Raw genomic sequence first — 17,989 nt, forward strand, 5'->3', positions numbered from 1 at the left:
GCGCCCCGGCGCCAACCCACTATGTTCCCGCCCGCCCGAACGGGCGCCTGCTGGGGCGTCGCCAAGCGGTAAGGCAGAGGATTTTGATTCCTCCATTCCCAGGTTCGAATCCTGGCGCCCCAGCCAACGCGCCTTCTTCGAGGGCTTCGAGGCCCGTCTGCTGTCCCGCCGTCTGCTGTCCTGGATGAACCGCTCGAGCGACAAGGTCTATGAACTTTCTAAAGAATACGCTTCTCGTCGTCGTTCTCACCGCTGTCTGCGCGCTTTGTCTGGAGGGCATGACCCGGCTCTTCCTCGACACCGGCATGCTCTACGAACTCGAAATGTGGCGCTACGCACGCGACGTGAAGGTGCGCGACATGCGGCCCGACCTCGGACATCGGCACCGCCCCAATGCCGAGGCGCAGCTGATGGGCGTCAAGGTCACGACCGACAGCCACGGTTTCCGGTCCTCTGAGATTCCCGAGAAGGCGCCGCCGGGCGTGGCGCGCATCGCCTTCGTCGGCGATTCGACGACGCTGGGATGGGGCGTCGCGCAGAACGAGACCGCTGCCGCCCGGGTGACGGCCGCGCTGCTCGCCGAGGGCCGCAAGGTCGACAGCTACAATCTCGGCGTCGGCAATCACAACACGCTGCAGGAACTCACGCTGTTTCGCGACACGGCAGCGAAACTGAAGCCCGACATCATCGTGCTGAGCTACTTCATCAACGACGCCGAGCCGATGCCGACCTACGGGCAGACCTCGTGGCTCGACGAGCATTCGGCCGCCTGGGTCGTCTTCAAGTATCGCCTCGACTCGCTGATGCGCCAGTTCGGCGAGGCGCCCGACTGGAAGCGCTACTACCGCGAACTCTACAAGGATGACGCCGCCGGCTGGCAGCAGACCCGCAAGGCCCTGCAGGGATTCGCGACGACGGCGCGCGAGATGGGCGCCAAGCTGGTCGTGTTCAACATTCCCGAGCTGCGCGAGCTGAAGCCCTATCCGTTCACCGACGTCACCGCCAAGGTGAAGGCGGACGTCGAGGGGCTGGGCGTACCGTTCTTCGACATGCTGCCGACCGTCCAGGATCTGGATCCGCCGGGACTTTGGGTGACGGTCCCCGATCCGCATCCCAATGGCGCTGCGATGGCGGCCTTCACGAAAATGATGGTGCCCGAACTCAACACGCTGCTGGACGGCCTGTGCCGCGACCAGGACAAGGGCTGCAAGTAATGCGGTTCCTCAAGGACACCCTGCTGGTCGTGGTTTCGCTCGCGCTGAGCGTCGTCGTGGCCGAAGGCGTCGTCCGGTACATTGACGGCTATCCGATCCTGATCACGCCGCTCGGCGAGCCGACGGGCCTCGCCAGCGTGAAACAGGACTCGGTCGACAAGGTCTCGAGAGCCGCCGGCGTGGACCGCGACTGGTTCTTCGTCGACCCGCCGCCGCTGCCCAACAAGCGTGCCATTCCCGACGACTGGGAACGCCTCTATCGCTTCGTCGAGGCCAATCCCGTCGGCGGCATGTCGTTTCGTCCCTCCGATGCCTTCAAGGTCTGGAACACCAGTTTCTCGGGCGATCCCTGCAGGCACTGGTTCCTGCGTCATGCGCCCGGTCAGCTCTTTCTCTACGATGCGCCCGATGGCCAGCCGCGTCCGCCCTACCGGTTCCTGCCGGACGTCACGATCCCGAGCGGATTGACCACCAACCAGATCGGCTGGCGTGGTCCTCCGATCGAGAATCCGAGGCCCGAAAAGACGGTCCGCATCGTCTTCGTCGGTTCCTCGACCGTCGTCGAGGCGCATCATCTGCCCTATTCCTGGCCGGAATATGTGAACCACTGGCTGAACGTCTGGTCCCGGGCCAAGGGGCTCGGCATCCGCTTCGAGGTCCTGAATGCGGGCCGCGAAAGCATCAGTTCCACCGACATCGCCGCCGTCGTGCGGACGGAAGTGATTCCCCTCAGGCCCGACCTCGTCGTCTATCACGAGGGTGGCAACCAGTTCCGGCCGGCCTCGATCGTCGAGAAGGTGCCGGACGTTCCGGTCACCCGGCCCGTGAGCGCACGGGAGCCGGCCGCCGTGAAGTTCCTGAAGGAGGCCGCGCGCTACTCCGCCCTGATCGGCCGCATCCAGGCGGCGTTCGCCATGGCCGGTTCGGCCGCAGGCGACAATAGCGGCGCGGAGTGGCCCAAGCCCGACTACAAGGTCGTCTGGCCGGAGGGGCTCGACGAGATGAACCCCAATCTCGACTTCGCCAACCTGCCGGTGAACCTCAACCTCATCCAGAAGGACCTCGACCAGATTCGCGCCGACCTCGCGACGGTCGACGCCGACATGGCGCTCACGTCGTTCTTCTGGATGGTGAAGGACGGGCTGGTCGTCGATCCGGTGCGGCACAAGTTCATCATCGAGCAGCTCAATGCCGCCAACTGGCCGTACCGCTATCGCGACCTCGAACGGCTGGCGAAGTTCCAGAACCGGCTGTTCGCCAAGTATGCCGCGGTCCACGGGCTCGCTTTCCTCGATCTCGTCGGCAACACGCCGTTCGACCCGGACCTGTTCGTCGATGCCGTGCACACGTCCTATGCCGGGACGCGGATCCGCGGCTGGGCGGCCTTCAATCTGCTGGTGCCGCTGGTCGAGAAGAAGCTGGCCGACAAGGCCTGGCCGCGCCCCTGGCCGGCCGGCGCCTCGACGGCGCTGCCCACCTTCTCGCCGCGGCTCACCAAGCTCGAGTGCAAACCCTGAGGATCACGCCGCGTAGCGGCGCAGATGCTCGAGCAACAGTTCGTTCACCCGCTCCGGCATCTGGTCGGCGGCATAGTGGCCGACGCCGGGCAGCACCTCGAAACGGTACGGCGCGGCGATGAACTCGCCGGTGCCTTCGGCGGCGGCGCGGCCCACCGTGTCGTCGGCATCTCCCCAGACATAGAGCGTCGGGACCTTGATGGGGCCGAGCGGCATCCGCTCGCCGCGGGCGCGATACCAGGCGAGCGCGGCTTCCATGGCCAGTGCCGATCCCAGCACGGACAGATGGAGGTCGATCGCGTCCTTCGGCACGCCTTCCTTGGTGTGCCGCGTACGCAGCCAGGCGCAATCGTTCGCCAGCACCTTCGGCACCGCATCGGGTTCGAGGAATGCCTGGTGATGGCCGGAGCGGCGCTTCTGCTCACCGTCCGGCATCGCCAATGCCCGCGCGAACGACATCGGATGCGGACGAGACAGGATGGTGAGGGAGTGCAGACGCTCGGGATGCTGGAAGGCGATGGCCCAGGCGAGACTGGCGCCCCAATCGTGGCCGACGAGATGGAAGCGCCTGTCGCCATGGCCGACCGCCGAGACGAGGTCGAGCGCGTCGCCCGTCAGTTTGTCGAACCGGTAGGAGTCCAGGTTGGCGGGATCGGGCCGGGCGCCCGCCGAATAGCCGCGCTGGTTGGGCGCCACCGCGAAGTAACCGGCCTCGCCCAGCACCGGCACCTGCGCCTTCCAGAAATGCCGCGACACGCCGAACCCATGCAGCATCAGCACCAGCGGCGCGGAGTCGTCGCCGGCCACGGAGGCGTCGAACACCAGGCCGGGCGCGGTTTCTATGTTGCGGACTTCCATCTCGATCATTCTCCCTCGCCGGTCCCGGCGCGGCCCCACTTCGCTTCGAGACGGTGCCAGGCGCGGGCCAGCCGCGCGGCGCGATCCTCGAACAGGTCGGGGGCGACGTCCTTGCCCAGCACTGTTTCCTCGACCTCATGATGGGGCCGCGTGCCGCCATCGGCCAACAGGTGCTCGACCGAGACGCCGCGCTCTGCGAGACGGCGTGACACCAGGACCGTGCGATGGCAGTCGAGCGGTTCCTTCTCGGCGCACATCAGGCAAAGCACTGTCTCCTGCGCTTGGTCGATCACGCGATCCAGCGCCGCCCTGAATTCCGGACGCGCGGCGAGCTGGTCATAGCTGCCACCCGCTTGCGGCTTGCCGCCGAGGGCGGCGCCTTCATGCGCGTAGGCGATGCCGGCCTCAGTCAGCGACCGTACGAGGTTCTTCTGGCCGAACTGCGGATGGCGTCGCGACCAGGGCGTGGAGCGTACGTCGACCAGCCGTTCGACGCCGCCCGCCTTCAGCAGCGCCACGAAGCGTTCGATCGGATGGTTGGAATGGCCGATGGTCTTGATCGGTTTCATGCGAGGCGGCGCACCTGGTCGATGAAGGCCTGCGTCGCGGCCGAGGGATCGTCGCGCCGGCAGGCGAGGTTGAGCGGCACCTTGATCGCGGGCCGCCCGGTGAGGGGACGGTAGGTTACACCTTCGAGCGGCAGTCTGCTGAGCGATGCCGGAACGATGGTGATGCCGAGACCGGCGGCCACGAGGTTGAGGGTCGAGACGATGCGCGGCGCTTCCTGGCTGACATGGGGACTGAAGCCCGCGGCGCTGCAGGCCGCGATGATGACGTCGTAGAGGCCGCGCCCGTCGGCCCGGCGGTAGAGGATGAAATCCTCGGTCGCGAGATCCTTCAGCGCGAGCTTCGGCCGGCGGGCGAGCCGGTGCCGCGCCGGCAGGGCGGCCGACATCTCCTCGTGCAGCAGCTCGTACAGTTGAAGTCCCTGCGGCTCGACGAGGCCGGAACGGATGAAGGCGATGTCGAGCCGCTCGTCGCGCAGCGCGGCCAGCAGGTCGCCGGAACTGTTCTCCTCCAGCACGAAGGAAATGTCGGGCCGCTCGCGGCGGAACTCGCGGATGGCGCGGGCCACCAGCGGGTGGAACGGTGCCGACGTGGTGAAGCCCACGGCGATGCGGCCGGTCTCGCCGCGCGCCGTGCGCCGCGCCTTCACCGTCGCGCGATCGACGGCGGTCAGGATCGCCTCGGCGTCGGCCAGGAACGAGCGGCCGGCATCGGTCAGGCTGACGCCGCGCGGATGGCGCAGCAGCAGCGGCGCGCCGATCTCCTGCTCGAGCGCACGGATCTGCTGGCTGAGGGGTGGCTGCTGCATGTGCAGCTTCTCGGCCGCGCGCGTGACATGGCCTTCGTGCGCCACGGCGACGAAATAGCGGAGGTGTCGCAGTTCCATGTCATATCCAGAAAGTATGGAAAGAGAAGTTATCATATATTTGAACACTGCATAGGCCGGCCCTAGACAAGCCCTCGTCCTCACCCCGAGGGGCGCGCAAGGCGCACGTCTCGAAGGGTGGGCAACGGACCGGGCGGGGTGCCCATGCTTCGAGATGCCGCTGCGCGGCTCCACAGCATGAGGACGTCGCCTGATCGGCGAGGGCAGCATGACGATAACGATGGCTCTGGGGCTCGGCCTCCTGATGGTGTTCACCGCCTTCCTGTCCGGCATCTTCGGCATGGCGGGCGGAATGGTGCTGATCGGCGTGCTGCTGTTCGTGCTGCCGCTGCCCGTGGCCATGGTGCTGCATGCGGTGACGCAGATGGCGTCGAACGGCTGGCGCGCGCTGCTGTGGCGGCGCCACATCCAGTGGCGCATCACCGTTTTTTACGTGGTGGGCTGCTTCATCGCCGTGGGGATCTGGTCGCTGACCCTCTACGTGCCGGAGAAGGCCGTCGCCCTGCTGATGCTGGGCCTCTCGCCTTTCGTGCTGCGGGTCGTGCCGACACGGTGGATGCCGGCCACGCTGGGACCCCTGCAGGCGCTGGGCGGCGGCATCGCCTGCATGGCGCTGATGCTGCTGACCGGCGTGACCGGTCCGCTCGTCGACCAGCTCTTCCTGCGCTCGCCGATGAACCGCCAGCAGATCGTTGCCACCAAGGCCTCGTGCCAGGTGTTCGGCCACGGCTCGAAGCTGCTCTACTTCGGCGCGCTGATCGAGGGCGCGGGCTCGGTCGAGCCCTGGGTGCTGGTGATGGCGGTGGGCGCCTCGATGCTCGGCACGTCGCTCGGCAAGCAGATCCTCGAACGCCTGTCGGATGCCCAGTTTCGCACCTGGGCGGGACGCCTCATCACCGCGCTGGGTCTTTACTATGTCGGCTATGGCTTGGTGCTGTTGACCGGGATTGCGTAAGATGGCGCGTGGACATTCCAGCAGGCTTTCGAGAACTCACTGAGGCGACCGGATTCACCGCGGCCAACGGGCCGTGGTTCGAGAAGGTCGAAGGGCACAAGGTCTGGCGCGGCTTCATGCCCGGCCCGCAACATGCCAATGCGCTCGGCATCGTGCATGGCGGCATGCTCGCGGCCTTCATCGACGCGGCCCTTGGCTCCGTGGTCTACCACGCCATCGACCGGCGCTGCGTCACCCTGAAGCTCACGCTCGACTATCTGACGCCGGCGCGGGTCGGCGACTGGATCGAGGCCACGGGCGAACTGCTGGGCCATGACGAGCATGTGGCGCAGGTGAGGGGCCGTCTCTATGGTCCGCGCCACGATGTGCTGGCCGGGTTGGGCGACTTCGCGCTGCTGCGGCCGGGACGCCCCCTGAAAGTCCGGAGCTAGAGTGTCTTCATACGAAATACCCGACGATCCGCCCGAAGGTTTCAAGCTCGTCGATTTCGCCCGCGGCCGGCCCGAGCCGAATTTCAACACCCATGTCGGCAACATGTACGTGAAGCGCGGCGAGAAGGGCACGCGCGACGAGTTCGTGCTGGCGATCCGCGTGCAACAGAACATGTGCAACCCGGCGGGCGGCCTGCATGGCGGCATGATGATGATGGTTGCCGACCTCGTGGGCACGATGGGCGGCGGTTACCTCGCGGGTCTGCGCAAGTTCCTGCCGACCGTCAGCATGACCTTCGACTTCGTGGCGCCGGCGCGGGTCGGCGACTGGGTCGAGGGCCGCGGTGAACTGATCCGCCAGACGCGCACGCTGCTGTTCACCAACATCTACCTCACGGTGGGCGAGCAGAAGATCCTGCGCGCCTCCTCGATCGCCAAAATCTCGTCCGGCGACGGGCTGGGTTACACGAAGAGCGACACTGGCGTTCCTCCGTCTCCAGCCAACCAACCACGCTCACCCTGAGCGACCGTCGTGTTGGTCAAGCGTTTGCCCATTGTTTTCTGTCCCTGAGGATGGCGTTGAGGATGGTCACGAGCTTGCGCATGCAAGCGACGATGGCGACCTTTGCCGGCTTTCCTGCGGCGCGCAGGCGATGATAGGTCAGCGCCAAGGGCAGCTTGCGGCGGATGGAGACGAGGATGCTCATGTAGAGGGCAGCCCGTACGACGGGTCGTCCTCCCGCGATGGTACGGCGGCCACGCAAGGTGCCGCTGTCGCGATTGAACGGGGCGACGCCGGTCAGGGAAGCAATCTCGCGTCGGCCGAGACGGCCCAGTTCAGGCAGTTCGGCGATCAGGGTGCGGGCGATCCTGGGCCCGATGCCGGGAACGCTGATCAGAAGGTCCTCCGCTTCCCGCCAGGTCGGTGTTCCCCGGACGGCGGTGTCGATGTCGTCGTCGATCTGTTCGAGCTGGGCCTTCAAGGTGGCAAGCACGCGATCGACGCTCTTGAGGGTGCGTCGAACTGTGAGCATGCGCCGGCGATTGCTCTCGGCCCCGATCATCTCGACGAGCTGACGGCGGCGGGCCATCAGTTCGCCCAACAGTCTGGACTGCTCGTCAGCGAGCGGTCGCGCCGGTGGGTTCACCGCCTCGGCGAAGTGGGCGATGACAGCGGCATCCAGCGCATCGGTCTTGGCCAGCCGTGCGGTGGCCCGGGCGAAGTCTCGGATCTGCCGTGGATTGACGACCGCCACGGGCAGGCCCGCCGCGCCCAGGCCTGCCGCCACGATCGTCTCGAAGCCACCGGTTGCTTCGAGCACGATCAGAGCAGGTGCCATTTTACTCAGCCGCCCAATCAGGTCCTCGATGCCTTCTCCGTCGCGGGCAACGGTGAAGGCCTCGCCGGCGGGGCGCACATGAACATCCAGGCGCTCTTTCGCCACATCGATACCTACGAACATGGATCTTGGCTCCCATCCTTGCGCATGCGGGCTCGCGGTTCGGCCCAGGCGACCGTTCGGGATCACAAAATCAACGGTGGAGGCGCCGAGCTCAGGGACGGGCTTGGAGGCCCCAGGAGCCTGCGGGCTCTCCACCGAGACCGCACCTGCAACTCTACGCCGGCGCGGCCGTGTCTTGATACAAGGAGCCGCGCACGGCGCGGCGTCTCGAAGGGTGAGCTGCAAACGTGGTGCTCGTGCCCATGCTTCGAGACGCGCTCCTGCGGAGCGCTCCTCAGCATGAGGATGGGTGTGTGATCCATCCCGCTCGGATAGAGGCTAACGCCCCGGCGGGCGAGATCTGAGGGACGATTTCAGGAAGTCGACGAAGGAGGTGACGCGGGCCGAGATGCCGCGTCGCGCCGGCACCAGGGCGAGAATGTCGGCGCCCTCGAACGACCACGGCGCCAGCACGCGCTTGAGCTCGCCGCGCTTCACGAAGGGCCCGGCGTCCCACTGCGAGCGCAGCACCAGGCCGAGCCCGGCGAGCGCCCAGTTGCGCACCACCTCGCCGTCGTTGCTGGTCAAGGTCGGCGTCACGCGCACGGCGCCTGCGCGACCGCCGCGCCGGTGGCGCCACAGCGTCACGTCCTCGTTGTTCTCGCGCACGCAGAGGCAATCGTGCGCCAGCAGATCGCGTGGATCGGCCGGCGTGCCGCGGCGATCGAGATAGGCGGGCGCGGCGCACACCCAGCGGTCGTTGCGCGCCAGCACGTGCGCGACCCAGGTCGAATCCCGGACCGCGCCGATATGGACCACGACATCGGCGTCCTCGCTGTCGGTCCAGGGGCGTTCGGAGAGATCGAGCGTCACGCGGATCGCCTCGTGCCGCTGGGCGAAGCGGGCGACGAGCGGCGCCACGTGCAGCCGGCCGAAGCCGAACGGTGCGACCACCCTCAACGGTCCCGCGAGCGCGCCACCCTCCTTGCCCAGCAGGTCGGTGAGCGCGCCCATCCGCGCCAGCATCGCCTGCGCTTCGCTCACCAGGTGCTCGCCCTCGCCGGTGAAGCGCAGGCGCCGCGAGCTGCGTACGACAAGGCTGACGCCGAGTGTCCGTTCGAGCTTCTTGAGCCGCAGCGAGAGCGCGGGCGGGGTGACGTTGAGCAACCGGGCGGCGCCGCTCAACGAGCCGGTGCGCGCCAGCGCTTCCATGAATTGCAGGTCGGCCAGGGTGATCATTCAGTTTTCCTTAACTGAACTGTTCGTTCGATTTAAGCACCAACGGCCTGCGGCTTGCTACGTTGGGGGCATGACGACGACCTTTCCCAAAGCCGTCCTGTTCGATCTGCTGACGGCGCTCCTCGACTCCTGGACCCTGTGGAACGACGTGGCGGGCTCGGCCGAGCGCGGCCGCGCCTGGCGGGCCGAGTATCTGCGGCTCACCTATGGCTGCGGCGCCTACGTCCCCTACGAGCAGCTCGTGCGCGAGGCAGCGGTGTCGACCGGCCTGGCCGGCGGCGCGGCGGACGCGCTGGAAGCGCGCTGGCTGGAACTGCCGCCCTGGAGCGGCGCGCAGGCCGCTCTCGACGCCTTGGCCGGCCGCACGAAGCTCGGCGTGGTGACCAACTGCTCGATCCGGCTCGGCCGGCAGGCGGCGGGGCGGCTGCAGACGAACTGGGACTGCGTCATCACCGCCGAGGAGGCCGGCTCCTACAAGCCCGACCCACGGCCCTATCGCCGGGCGCTGGACGTGCTGGGCGTCGCGCCGCAGGAAGCGGCCTTCGTCGCGGGATCCGGCTACGACCTGTTCGGCACCTCCGCCGTCGGGCTCAAGACGTACTGGCACAACCGCGTCGGCCTCGCGCGCCCAGAAGGTGCGCCGCCCGCCGCGCTCGAGCGGCCGACGCTCGACGATCTTCTCCCCTGGCTGGAAGGACGTTTGTCATGATCTTGCGCCGACTTCTGCTCACCCTCGCGCCGCTCCTGCTGACGGCCGGCACGGCTGCCGCCCAGGGCTTTCCCACCAAGCCGCTCACCCTGATCGTGCCGTTCCCGGCGGGCGGTCCCAGCGACGCGCTGGCCCGCGCGATCGCGCAGGGCATGGCGGCGGATCTGAAGCAGACCGTGGTGGTCGAGAACATCGGCGGCGCCAGCGGCACGATCGGATTGGCGAAGCTCGCGAACGCCGCGCCCGACGGCTACACGATCGGCTTCGGCACGATCGGCACGCACGTGGCCAATGCGGCCCTGTTCAAGAAGCTGCCCTACGATCCGCTGACGGGCTTCGAGCCGATCGGCCTTGCCGGCACGGCGCCGCTGCTGCTGGTCGCCAAGGCCGGGCTGCCGGTGTCGAACCTCAAGGAGTTCATCGCCTATGCCGAGCAGCACAAGGCGGACATGACCTATGGCAGCGCCGGCGTGGGCTCGATCTCCCACTATGCCTGCGTCGTGCTGCTGTCGGCGCTCAAGCTCAACATCACGCATGTGCCCTATCGCGGTGTGGCGCCGGCGATGAACGACCTGATGGGCGGGCACATCGATTTCATGTGCGACCAGACGACCACGGCGCTGCCGCAGATCGCCGGCGGCAAGATCAAGCCGCTTGCCGTGCTGAGCGACCAGTCGTTGCCGCAGCTGCCGGGCGTGGCCACGGCGGCCAGCCAGGGTTACGACGTGAACCTGCGCTCGTGGAACGCGCTGTTCGCGCCCAAGGGCACGCCGCAACCGGTCATGACGCGGCTGAACCAGGCGCTGCGGGCGGCCGTGGCCGACCCGGCGCTGGTCAAGCAGATGAATGCGGTCGGTGTCGATCTGCCGTCGCCGGAGGCATTGCAGCCTGCGACCGTGACGGCACTGATCGCGCGGGGGCTGGAGAAGGACGTGCCGGCGCTGAAGGCGCGCGGCGAGTATCTCGACTGAAGGGTGAACACGTGAAGCTTATGGACATCGAGACCCCGGCGGCGCTGATCGACGAGCGCCGCATGGCAGGCAACATCGCGCGCATGCAGGACCATCTCTCTTCGCTGGGCGTGCGCCTGCGACCGCACGTGAAGACCTCGAAGTGCATCGAGGTCGCGCGTGCCCAGCAGGACGCGGGCGCCGTGGGCATCACGGTCTCGACCCTGAAGGAGGCCGAACAGTTCTTCGCCGCGGGCTTCACCGACGTGCTCTATGCGGTCTGCATCGTGCCGGACAAGCTCGACCGCGCACTGGCCCTCATCCGTAAGGGCTGCGCGTTGACCCTGCTGGTCGATTCGGTGGCGGCGGCCGAGGCCGTCGTGGCGAAGGGCCGGGACGCGAACCAGCGCTTCGAGGTCATGATCGAGATCGATTCCGACGGCCATCGCTCGGGCGTGCAGCCCGAAGCGCCGGAGCTGATTGCGATCGGCCAGGTGCTGCAGGCGGGCGGCGCGACGGTAAAGGGTGTGTTGACCCATGCCGGCAGTTCCTACGATCTCGACACGCTGGAAGCGCTGCAGGCGCTGGCCGAGCAGGAGCGGGCGCTGTGCGTACGCGCCGCCGAGCGCCTGCGCGCCGCTTGCATCGCCTGCCCGGAAGTCAGCATCGGCTCGACGCCGACCGCGATTGCCGCGCAGCATCTCGAAGGCGTCACCGAGGTGCGGGCCGGCGTCTACGTCTTCTTCGACCTCGTGATGTCGAATGTCGGCGTCTGCAAACCCGAGAACGTCGCGCTCTCCGTGCTGACCACGGTGATCGGCCACCAGCCCGAGAAGGGCTGGGTGATCGTCGATGCCGGCTGGATGGCGATGAGCCGCGACCGCGGCACGCAGCGCCAGAAGATCGATTATGGTTACGGCGCCGTATGCGACGTCGAGGGCAACGTGATCGACGGGCTGATCGTGTCGGGCGCCAACCAGGAGCATGGCATCGTCGCGCGCCGCGACGGCACGGCCGATGCGGGCCTCGTCGATCGCTTCCCGATCGGCGCGCGGCTGCGCATCCTGCCCAACCACGCCTGCGCGACCGGCGCGCAGTACCCGGCCTACCTGGCCGTGACGCCGGCCGGTGACGCCACGAGCTGGCCGCGCTTCCAGGGGTGGTAGGCTAGACCGTCGCGCCGAAATGGCTGCCCAGCGCGCGGCGGCCGGAGTCGGTGAGGCGCACGGTGCGGCTGCGGCGCAGGCGCTCGGCCCAGCCGCGCCTGAAGAAGGTGTCGGCGATGGCGGCGCCCAGCGCGCCCGAGATGTGCGGCCGGCGCTCGCTCCAGTCGAGGCACTGGCGCGCGAAGTGACGCGTGCTCGCCTGGCGCGCCGTGCCGAGATCGACGCCCAGCCGGTCGCAGAACAATTCGCCGGACGCCGTGAGCTGCCAGTCGCGCGGGCCCCTGGGTTCGAGATGGCCCTGCCGGGTGAGCGAGTCGGTGACGGCGATGCCGACCTGGCCGGCGAGATGATCGTAGCAGGTGCGGCAGAAGCGAAGATCGGGGTCGCGCCGCCACGCCGCGCTCTTCGAGGCGGGCGTCGCCCGCGTACCGGCCAGCGCCATCAGCGATTCGATGGCGTGCGCCACCTCGGGCGAGGCGAGCCGATAGAAGCGGTTGCGGCCCTGAGCGCGGGCCGCCAGCAGGTCCGCCTCGACCATGCGTGCGAGATGACCGCTCGCGGTCTGGGCGGTGATGCCTGCATTGTGCGCGAGGTCCGACGCGGTGTGGGCGCGGCCGTCCATCAGCAGCGACAGCATCGAGGCGCGCGCCGGATCGCCCATCAGGGCGGCGATTTCGGAGAGGGCGTTCACGGTGGTCATGCCCAAACTCTAGGCCCGGCCGTCCGCGCTCGCCACGGTCAATGGTTCGGTGAGCGCCGAAGTATAGTTGTCATCCTGAGCGCAGCGAAGGATCCTTCGCTGCGCTCAGGATGACAAGATTTGTGAAGGGCTCGGAACGTCAACGCCACTTCGGATTGGCGATGGCGATCTTGTCGGCGATGGTCGCTTCGAGATGGGCCATCAGGGCGGCATCTCTCTCGTCGCGCTCGCCGGTGCGCAGCTGGCGCGCCAGTTCGCGGTTCAATTCTTCAAGCGGGGCGTCGCGGCCGAGCAGTGCGATGAGACGCTCGTGCTCGCGCGCATCGGCGGCCGGTCCGAGGCGCACCTCGCGTTCGAGGATGGCGAGCGAGTTCACGGCGACCCGCATCTGGAAGCCGAGCCGCGGCTCGGCACGGTCGAGCGCCGGCGTCGCCTCCTCGCGCAGGAAGTCGGCGATGGCGGCCAAGAGTTCGGCGGCGGTGGGACGGTCCTGGGCCACGGTCAGGCTCCCTGCTTCAAGAGTTGCAACAGGTCGACTTCGGTCTCGACGGCGCGCCGGCCGATCGAGGCGTGCTCCATCGACTTGATCGAACCCGAGAGATGCTTCCAAGCCTGGTTGAGGCAGATGATGCCCCAGTGCGCGGTGCCGAAGACTTCCCACCAGTGGGCGCGAACCGGATCGACCTTGCCCCCGCCGGCGCGCTCGTAGGCCGCCCACAATTCCTCGCGGCTGCCGAAGCCGCCGGCCGGTCTGTCGATCGCGCCGAAGCGCCAGCTCTTCACGCACAGCCAGCCGAGATCCTCCACCGGGTCGCCGAGATGGGCGAGTTCCCAGTCGAGGATCGTCGTCACGCCCGTCTCGTCGACCAGATAGTTGCCGGTGCGGTAGTCGCCATGCACCAGCACCGGCCGCTCGAGCGACGCGGGCTTGCGGCGGTCGAGCCAGGTGAGGGCCAGTTCGAAGACCGGCTGGGGCTGGCCCAGCGCATCGAGCGAGCGGCGCAGCTCGGCGATATGGTCGGCGGCCTCGCGGCGCGGCAGCGGCGGCAGGGTGGCTGGATCGGTCGCATGAATGCGGGCCAGGATTTCGCCGAGCTGGCCCGCGATCTTTCCGCGCGCGGCCTCGTAGGGCGGATCGCGCAGCAGCTTGCGGGCGATCGCGATGCCGCCGACCCGGCGCATGACATAGGCGTCGCCCAGCCCGTCCTCGGGCGTGAGCTCGAACAACGGCTCGGGCGAGCGGACACCGGCCTCATGGGCGGCGCGCAGCACGCGGAACTCGGTGGCGCGATCGATCGCGACCGCGCGTTCGCGCGCGGTCTTGCCTTGGGCCGGCGGATCGCGGCGCAGGATCAGCGCGTGGCGCTCGTCCTTCACCACGGCGTCGAAGCTCCAGGTCTGGCGCGATGCGCCGCCGGACTGTCTGGACAGGTCTTCGATGGCGGCGGGCGCGCCGAAATGGCGATGGGTCGCCTCGGCGAGGATGCGGGCGACGGTTTCTGTTTCGGTCGACGTGTGAACGTTCATTTACCGGGACTGTGGCACAGGCTTCGCCGCATGGTAAGAGGACCGCGCCAACTGGGGAGATCAGCAAAGTGTCGAGTGCCTTCGCCGCGATGAACGGCCTGTTCCTGGAAGACCTCAAGCCCGGCATGTCGGCGATGTTCGGCAAGACCGTGACCGACGCCGACATCGTGGCCTTCGCCGGGGTTTCGGGGGACACCAACCCGATCCACCTGCACGACGGCTTCGCCCGCACCACCCGCTTCGGCCAGCGCATCGCGCACGGCATGCTGAGCGGCAGCTTCATCTCGACGGTGATCGGCACCAAGCTGCCGGGACCGGGCGCGGTTTATATTTCCCAGACCATGAACTTCATGGCGCCGGTCCTGGTCGGTGAGACCATCACGGCCGTCGCGACCATCACCGCGATCGACGAGAAGCGCCGCCGCGTCACGCTGAAGACCCAGTGCCTGAACGGTGACAAGGTGGTGATCGACGGCGAAGCGGTCGTGCTGGTGCCGCGGCGCGACGCGGCCTGAGCGGATCGCATGGTTCCGGTGTTCGACGACTGGCATTCGGTGCCGCCCGAGTGGACGGGCGGCGTGGTGGCGCTCGGCAACTTCGACGGCGTGCATCACGGCCACCAGGCGCTTCTCGCGCACGCGCGCGCGAAGGCCTCTGAACTCGGCGCGCCGCTTCTCGCCTTCACCTTCGAGCCGCACCCGCGCGGCTTCTTCGTGCCCGACACGGGACCGTTCCGGCTGACGCTCGCGCCGGCCAAGACGCGGCTGCTCGCCGAACACGGCGTCAAGGCGGTGCTGGCCCAGCACTTCGATGCGGCGTTCGCGGCTCTTGCGGCGTCGTCGTTCATCGAAGACGTGCTGGTGAAGGGACTGCGAGCCCGCCATGTCGTCTGCGGCTACGATTTCACCTTCGGCGCCCGGCGCAGCGGCAACGTCGAGATGCTGCGGGCCGAAGGCAAGGCGCGCGGCTTCGACGTCTCGGTACTCGATCCGGTGACGCACGAGGGCGAGATCTATTCCTCGACCCGCATTCGCGAGGCGCTGCGGCACGGCTGGGCGCGCGAGGCCGCTGGGCTGCTGGGACATCAGTGGGAGATCGAGGGCCAGGTCGAGCTGGGCGACCAGCGCGGCCGGACCATCGGGTTTCCGACGGCGAATGTGGCGCTGGGCGAGCATCTGCGCCCCCGCTTCGGCGTCTATGCCGTCCGCGCCCTGGTCGACGGCCAGTGGCGCAACGGCGTCGCCAACCTCGGCAAGCGCCCGACCTTCGGCAAGCTGCAGGAGAATTTCGAGGTCCACCTGTTCGACTTCGCGGGGGACCTCTACGGCAAGGTGCTGCGCGTCGCGCTGATCGACTTCATTCGTGCAGAGATGAAGTTCTCCGGCCTCGACCAGCTGAAGGCGCAGATCGCGGCCGACGGCGAGCGCGCCCGCGCTATCCTCGCGGCCTGAGCAGACCTTCGAGAAAGAGATCGAGCGCGGCGTCCATCGCCGCGAGGGCTTCCTGCGAAGACGCGACGCCCCATTGCGGCAGGTGGCCGTCGATGCGCATGCGCGCCAGTCCGTAGACGAGGGCGCGCGCGGCGAGCTTTGCGCCGGCGGGTGCGCCGGCCGCATCGAGCAGGCGGCCCATCAGCGCCTGGATGTCCTCGTTCTCGCGCTGCATCGACGGCGAGCTCTCATAGTCGATCAGCCCGCGGTTGGAGACGACGGCGAAGTGGGTCGGATTTTCAGACGCCCACTGGAGATAGGCGCGGCCGATCGCCCTGAGCTGGACGAGCGGCGGCTCGGCGGTAACCGGCTCGACCGCCGCCATGACCGCGGCATGCAGCCGGTGCGTCGCCTCCTCGGCCACGGCCGTCATGAGCACGGTCCGGTTGGGGAAGTGGCGGAACGGCGCGCCCGATGAAACGCCGGCGCGTCGTGCCGCTTCGCGCACCGTAACCGCCTCCGCCCCGCCTTCCTCGACCAGCCGCAGCGTCGCGTCGATCAACGCCGCGCGCAGCGTGCCGTGGTGATAGGTGCGGCTGGGCTTCTTCTTCGCTTTGGCAACGGGGCGTTTGGCCATCACGGCCAAGGCTAGCATCACGGGCATGTGAATGTAAGCAGTGCATACACTGCGTTGACCGCCTCCCGAGCCGTAAAGTAAGCATCGCTTACATTGTGGAGGGCGCTATGACGAAAACCCGATTGCTCGAAGGCTGGTCGCTGCTGGGCCTTGTGTCCCTGTTGCTGTTGGCGATTTCCGGTCTCTGCCTCGCAAGCTTCGCATACGAGGTCGCGGGCGTGAGGATGGTGATCCGGATCACCGCGCGCACCTCGCTGCTCCTGTTCGCCGTGGCCTTCGGCGCGCAGGCGATGCTGACGCTGTGGCCCTCTGCCCTGACGCGCTGGCAACGCCGCAACCGTCGTCAACTCGGCCTCGCCTTCGCCGTCTCGCACATGATCCACGCCGCGGCCATCCTGGCCTTCGCCCGCATGGACCCGCAGGGATTCCACGAACATGCAATGCCGGGGACGCTGGTGAGCGGCGGAATCGCCTATGCCTTCATCGTCGCGATGGCGGCGACCTCTTTCGACCGAACGGCCGCCTGGGTGGGGCCGGCAGCGTGGCGGATGCTGCATTGGCTGGGGGGATATTATCTCTGGATGTCGTTCATCGTGACCAACGGCAAGCGGATCGGTCAGAGCCCGCTCTATGCCCTGCCGGTCGTCCTGATGCTGGTCCTCCTGGGCCTGAGGATTGCCGCGCGGCGACGGACGAGGTTGCGATCGACACCGGCCTGACGGTGCGGGGACGGCAGACTGGCGGGCGCTCGTGAGGTATTGAAGCCCGTCACCTGACGGGAGAAGGCGGATGAAGGCGTCCGAAGCGGGAGCGTTCTGGGAACGCAACGCCGAGACATGGACGCGCCACGTGCGCGCCGGCTACGACATCTACCGCGACGCGCTCAACTCTCCGACCTTCCTCGACGCGCTGCCGCCCGTCGAAGGCCGGCGCGGCCTCGACATGGGATGCGGCGAAGGTACCAATACGCGACACCTCGCCCGGCGCGGCGCCCGCATGGACGGCATCGACATCGCGCCGACCTTCATCCGCCATGCGCGCGCCGCCGAATCCGCCGAGCCGCTCGGCATCTCCTATGCCGTGGCCGACGGCACATCGTTGCCCTTTGCCGCTTCGAGCTTCGATTTCGTCACCGCCTTCATGTCGCTGATGGACATGCCCGACATCGACGGCGTGCTGGCGGAGGCGTGGCGCGTCGTCCGGCCGGGCGGCTTCCTGCAATTCTCCATCCTGCATCCCTGCTTTTCGCCGCCGCACCGCAAGGTGCTGCGCGATCCCAGCGGCGAGACGAGGGCGGTCGAGGTCGCGGACTATTTCAACGGCCGGCACGGCGACGTCGAGCGATGGGGCTTCGGAAGTGTACCGGCGGCGGAGAAGGCGGCCAGCCCGCTCTTCGAGGTGCCGCGCTTCCACCGCACCCTGTCGCAGTGGGTCGATGCGCTCGTCGGCGCCGGTTTCGTCGTGGAACGCATGGTCGAACCGCGTGCCACCGCGGAACTGGCAGCCGCCCAGCCGGTGGTTGCCGACACGCGCGTCGTGCCGCAGGCGCTGATCGTGCGGGTCAGGCGCCCGCCGGGGCCGGCTTGCGCTCCTTGACCCCCCGGACCCCCATCCCTAGATTGCGCGCCCTATGTTCACCAGGGCTTTCCAGGAGCGAATTACCCGCCCGGTCCGCTGACCGCGGCCGGGTCGTCTTGCCTGCCAATGGCCGCCTGACGGGTGGTTGGAATTTGCTCCCTCCTGAGATGAGTTTCTTGTGAC

The 17,989-nt window shown here is 68.1% G+C and carries 21 protein-coding genes and 1 tRNA gene; 13 read left to right on the forward strand and 9 right to left on the reverse strand.

The annotated features are described in order from the left end of the window. The first annotated feature begins 51 nt into the window (after positions 1–51). The 3 genes from ACP15H_RS28510 to ACP15H_RS28520 all read left to right on the forward strand — a co-directional run bounded on the left by ACP15H_RS28510 (position 52) and on the right by ACP15H_RS28520 (position 2,731). Positions 52–126, forward strand: a tRNA-Gln gene (locus ACP15H_RS28510). 152 nt (positions 127–278) lie between these two features. After that, positions 279–1,214 (forward strand): SGNH/GDSL hydrolase family protein, encoded by a 936-nt coding sequence (locus ACP15H_RS28515; protein ID WP_425069494.1) that lies wholly within the window; start codon positions 279–281, stop codon positions 1,212–1,214. After that, positions 1,214–2,731, forward strand: coding sequence for a hypothetical protein (locus ACP15H_RS28520; protein ID WP_425069495.1), 1,518 nt, complete (start codon positions 1,214–1,216; stop codon positions 2,729–2,731). Before ACP15H_RS28515 ends, ACP15H_RS28520 begins: the two co-directional genes overlap by 1 nt. 3 nt (positions 2,732–2,734) lie before the next feature. Here the strand turns inward: ACP15H_RS28520 and ACP15H_RS28525 are convergent, their stop codons facing one another. Genes ACP15H_RS28525 through ACP15H_RS28535 form a run of 3 tightly spaced genes read right to left on the reverse strand, consistent with a single transcriptional unit; the run spans position 2,735 to position 5,042 of the window. Next, a complete protein-coding gene (locus ACP15H_RS28525) occupies positions 2,735–3,589 on the reverse strand; it encodes an alpha/beta fold hydrolase (RefSeq protein ID WP_425069496.1) in 855 nt (284 codons plus the stop codon). Between the two features lie 5 nt (positions 3,590–3,594). Beyond that, a complete protein-coding gene (locus ACP15H_RS28530) occupies positions 3,595–4,158 on the reverse strand; it encodes a DUF488 family protein (protein ID WP_425069497.1) in 564 nt (187 codons plus the stop codon). Continuing rightward, positions 4,155–5,042: a LysR family transcriptional regulator gene (locus ACP15H_RS28535; protein WP_425069498.1), complete on the reverse strand. Its 888-nt coding sequence runs from the start codon at positions 5,040–5,042 to the stop codon at positions 4,155–4,157. The genes ACP15H_RS28530 and ACP15H_RS28535 overlap by 4 nt, the downstream gene beginning before the upstream one ends. 208 nt (positions 5,043–5,250) lie before the next feature. Between ACP15H_RS28535 and ACP15H_RS28540 the strand changes: the two genes are divergently transcribed. From ACP15H_RS28540 to ACP15H_RS28550, 3 genes are read left to right on the forward strand one after another with little or no spacing between them, the layout of a single operon-like run. Next, a complete protein-coding gene (locus ACP15H_RS28540) occupies positions 5,251–5,997 on the forward strand; it encodes a TSUP family transporter (RefSeq protein ID WP_425069499.1) in 747 nt (248 codons plus the stop codon). A gap of 8 nt (positions 5,998–6,005) precedes the next feature. Beyond that, positions 6,006–6,428, forward strand: a complete 423-nt coding sequence (locus ACP15H_RS28545; protein ID WP_425069500.1) for a PaaI family thioesterase — start codon at positions 6,006–6,008, stop codon at positions 6,426–6,428. 1 nt (position 6,429) lies between these two features. Beyond that, a complete protein-coding gene (locus ACP15H_RS28550; RefSeq protein ID WP_425069501.1) occupies positions 6,430–6,951 on the forward strand; it encodes a PaaI family thioesterase in 522 nt (173 codons plus the stop codon). 16 nt (positions 6,952–6,967) lie between these two features. Here ACP15H_RS28550 and ACP15H_RS28555 read toward each other — a convergent pair whose 3' ends face one another. Both ACP15H_RS28555 and ACP15H_RS28560 read right to left on the reverse strand, forming a co-directional pair. Further along, complete coding sequence (locus ACP15H_RS28555; RefSeq protein ID WP_425064637.1) at positions 6,968–7,891, reverse strand: IS110 family transposase; 924 nt, start codon at positions 7,889–7,891, stop codon at positions 6,968–6,970. Positions 7,892–8,209: 318 nt separating this feature from the next. Next, a complete protein-coding gene (locus ACP15H_RS28560) occupies positions 8,210–9,109 on the reverse strand; it encodes a LysR family transcriptional regulator (protein WP_425069502.1) in 900 nt (299 codons plus the stop codon). Between the two features lie 70 nt (positions 9,110–9,179). Here ACP15H_RS28560 and ACP15H_RS28565 point away from each other — a divergent pair, with 70 nt between their 5' ends. From ACP15H_RS28565 to ACP15H_RS28575, 3 genes are read left to right on the forward strand one after another with little or no spacing between them, the layout of a single operon-like run. Further along, a complete protein-coding gene (locus ACP15H_RS28565; RefSeq protein ID WP_425069503.1) occupies positions 9,180–9,818 on the forward strand; it encodes an HAD-IA family hydrolase in 639 nt (212 codons plus the stop codon). Further along, on the forward strand, positions 9,815–10,789 hold the full coding sequence (locus tag ACP15H_RS28570) for a tripartite tricarboxylate transporter substrate-binding protein (protein ID WP_425069504.1): 975 nt from the start codon (positions 9,815–9,817) through the stop codon (positions 10,787–10,789). Before ACP15H_RS28565 ends, ACP15H_RS28570 begins: the two co-directional genes overlap by 4 nt. Positions 10,790–10,809: 20 nt before the next feature. After that, on the forward strand, positions 10,810–11,934 hold the full coding sequence (locus ACP15H_RS28575) for a DSD1 family PLP-dependent enzyme (protein WP_425069979.1): 1,125 nt from the start codon (positions 10,810–10,812) through the stop codon (positions 11,932–11,934). A 1-nt stretch (position 11,935) separates the two neighbouring features. Here the strand turns inward: ACP15H_RS28575 and ACP15H_RS28580 are convergent, their stop codons facing one another. The 3 genes from ACP15H_RS28580 to ACP15H_RS28590 all read right to left on the reverse strand — a co-directional run bounded on the left by ACP15H_RS28580 (position 11,936) and on the right by ACP15H_RS28590 (position 14,161). Then, positions 11,936–12,634 carry an ArsR/SmtB family transcription factor gene (locus ACP15H_RS28580; RefSeq protein WP_425069505.1) on the reverse strand — a complete coding sequence of 233 codons (699 nt, stop codon included), beginning with the start codon at positions 12,632–12,634 and terminating at the stop codon, positions 11,936–11,938. Positions 12,635–12,773: 139 nt separating this feature from the next. Next, positions 12,774–13,133: a DUF6285 domain-containing protein gene (locus ACP15H_RS28585; protein WP_425069506.1), complete on the reverse strand. Its 360-nt coding sequence runs from the start codon at positions 13,131–13,133 to the stop codon at positions 12,774–12,776. Positions 13,134–13,135: 2 nt separating this feature from the next. Continuing rightward, positions 13,136–14,161, reverse strand: coding sequence for a phosphotransferase family protein (locus ACP15H_RS28590; protein WP_425069507.1), 1,026 nt, complete (start codon positions 14,159–14,161; stop codon positions 13,136–13,138). A 68-nt stretch (positions 14,162–14,229) separates the two neighbouring features. Between ACP15H_RS28590 and ACP15H_RS28595 the strand changes: the two genes are divergently transcribed. Together ACP15H_RS28595 and ACP15H_RS28600 are read left to right on the forward strand one after the other, a co-directional pair. Next, the gene (locus ACP15H_RS28595) at positions 14,230–14,676 is read left to right on the forward strand and encodes a MaoC family dehydratase (RefSeq protein ID WP_425069508.1); all 447 of its coding nucleotides are present in this window, start codon (positions 14,230–14,232) and stop codon (positions 14,674–14,676) included. Between the two features lie 9 nt (positions 14,677–14,685). Beyond that, complete coding sequence (locus ACP15H_RS28600) at positions 14,686–15,612, forward strand: bifunctional riboflavin kinase/FAD synthetase (protein ID WP_425069509.1); 927 nt, start codon at positions 14,686–14,688, stop codon at positions 15,610–15,612. On the opposite strand, the gene ACP15H_RS28605 is transcribed toward ACP15H_RS28600, so the two are convergent. Further along, a complete protein-coding gene (locus tag ACP15H_RS28605) occupies positions 15,596–16,228 on the reverse strand; it encodes a TetR/AcrR family transcriptional regulator (protein WP_425069510.1) in 633 nt (210 codons plus the stop codon). The two genes, ACP15H_RS28600 and ACP15H_RS28605, sit on opposite strands and share 17 nt — an antisense overlap. A 107-nt stretch (positions 16,229–16,335) precedes the next feature. Here ACP15H_RS28605 and ACP15H_RS28610 point away from each other — a divergent pair, with 107 nt between their 5' ends. Both ACP15H_RS28610 and ACP15H_RS28615 read left to right on the forward strand, forming a co-directional pair. Further along, complete coding sequence (locus ACP15H_RS28610; protein ID WP_425069511.1) at positions 16,336–16,947, forward strand: hypothetical protein; 612 nt, start codon at positions 16,336–16,338, stop codon at positions 16,945–16,947. Between the two features lie 70 nt (positions 16,948–17,017). Beyond that, entirely contained in the window at positions 17,018–17,824 is an 807-nt protein-coding gene (locus ACP15H_RS28615; RefSeq protein WP_425069512.1) for a class I SAM-dependent methyltransferase, read from the forward strand. The last annotated feature ends 165 nt before the right edge of the window (positions 17,825–17,989 follow it).

It is taken from the genome of Reyranella sp. (assembly GCF_965249915.1).
In the GTDB taxonomy this organism is placed as follows: Bacteria; Pseudomonadota; Alphaproteobacteria; order Reyranellales; family Reyranellaceae; genus Reyranella.

Excerpts from the sequence above, each read along its gene's own strand:
- ACP15H_RS28540 (WP_425069499.1), top strand. The coding sequence starts at position 5,251 with ATGACGATAACGATGGCTCTGGGGCTCGGCCTCCTGATGGTGTTCACC.
- ACP15H_RS28515 (WP_425069494.1), top strand. The coding sequence starts at position 279 with ATGACCCGGCTCTTCCTCGACACCGGCATGCTCTACGAACTCGAAATG.
- ACP15H_RS28575 (WP_425069979.1), top strand. The coding sequence starts at position 10,810 with ATGGACATCGAGACCCCGGCGGCGCTGATCGACGAGCGCCGCATGGCA.
- ACP15H_RS28615 (WP_425069512.1), top strand. The coding sequence starts at position 17,018 with ATGAAGGCGTCCGAAGCGGGAGCGTTCTGGGAACGCAACGCCGAGACA.
- ACP15H_RS28555 (WP_425064637.1), bottom strand. The coding sequence starts at position 7,891 with ATGTTCGTAGGTATCGATGTGGCGAAAGAGCGCCTGGATGTTCATGTG.
- ACP15H_RS28590 (WP_425069507.1), bottom strand. The coding sequence starts at position 14,161 with ATGAACGTTCACACGTCGACCGAAACAGAAACCGTCGCCCGCATCCTC.
- ACP15H_RS28530 (WP_425069497.1), bottom strand. The coding sequence starts at position 4,158 with ATGAAACCGATCAAGACCATCGGCCATTCCAACCATCCGATCGAACGC.
- ACP15H_RS28525 (WP_425069496.1), bottom strand. The coding sequence starts at position 3,589 with ATGGAAGTCCGCAACATAGAAACCGCGCCCGGCCTGGTGTTCGACGCC.
- ACP15H_RS28600 (WP_425069509.1), top strand. The coding sequence starts at position 14,686 with ATGGTTCCGGTGTTCGACGACTGGCATTCGGTGCCGCCCGAGTGGACG.
- ACP15H_RS28610 (WP_425069511.1), top strand. The coding sequence starts at position 16,336 with ATGACGAAAACCCGATTGCTCGAAGGCTGGTCGCTGCTGGGCCTTGTG.
- ACP15H_RS28605 (WP_425069510.1), bottom strand. The coding sequence starts at position 16,228 with ATGGCCAAACGCCCCGTTGCCAAAGCGAAGAAGAAGCCCAGCCGCACC.
- ACP15H_RS28580 (WP_425069505.1), bottom strand. The coding sequence starts at position 12,634 with ATGACCACCGTGAACGCCCTCTCCGAAATCGCCGCCCTGATGGGCGAT.
- ACP15H_RS28570 (WP_425069504.1), top strand. The coding sequence starts at position 9,815 with ATGATCTTGCGCCGACTTCTGCTCACCCTCGCGCCGCTCCTGCTGACG.
- ACP15H_RS28535 (WP_425069498.1), bottom strand. The coding sequence starts at position 5,042 with ATGGAACTGCGACACCTCCGCTATTTCGTCGCCGTGGCGCACGAAGGC.
- ACP15H_RS28565 (WP_425069503.1), top strand. The coding sequence starts at position 9,180 with ATGACGACGACCTTTCCCAAAGCCGTCCTGTTCGATCTGCTGACGGCG.
- ACP15H_RS28520 (WP_425069495.1), top strand. The coding sequence starts at position 1,214 with ATGCGGTTCCTCAAGGACACCCTGCTGGTCGTGGTTTCGCTCGCGCTG.
- ACP15H_RS28560 (WP_425069502.1), bottom strand. The coding sequence starts at position 9,109 with ATGATCACCCTGGCCGACCTGCAATTCATGGAAGCGCTGGCGCGCACC.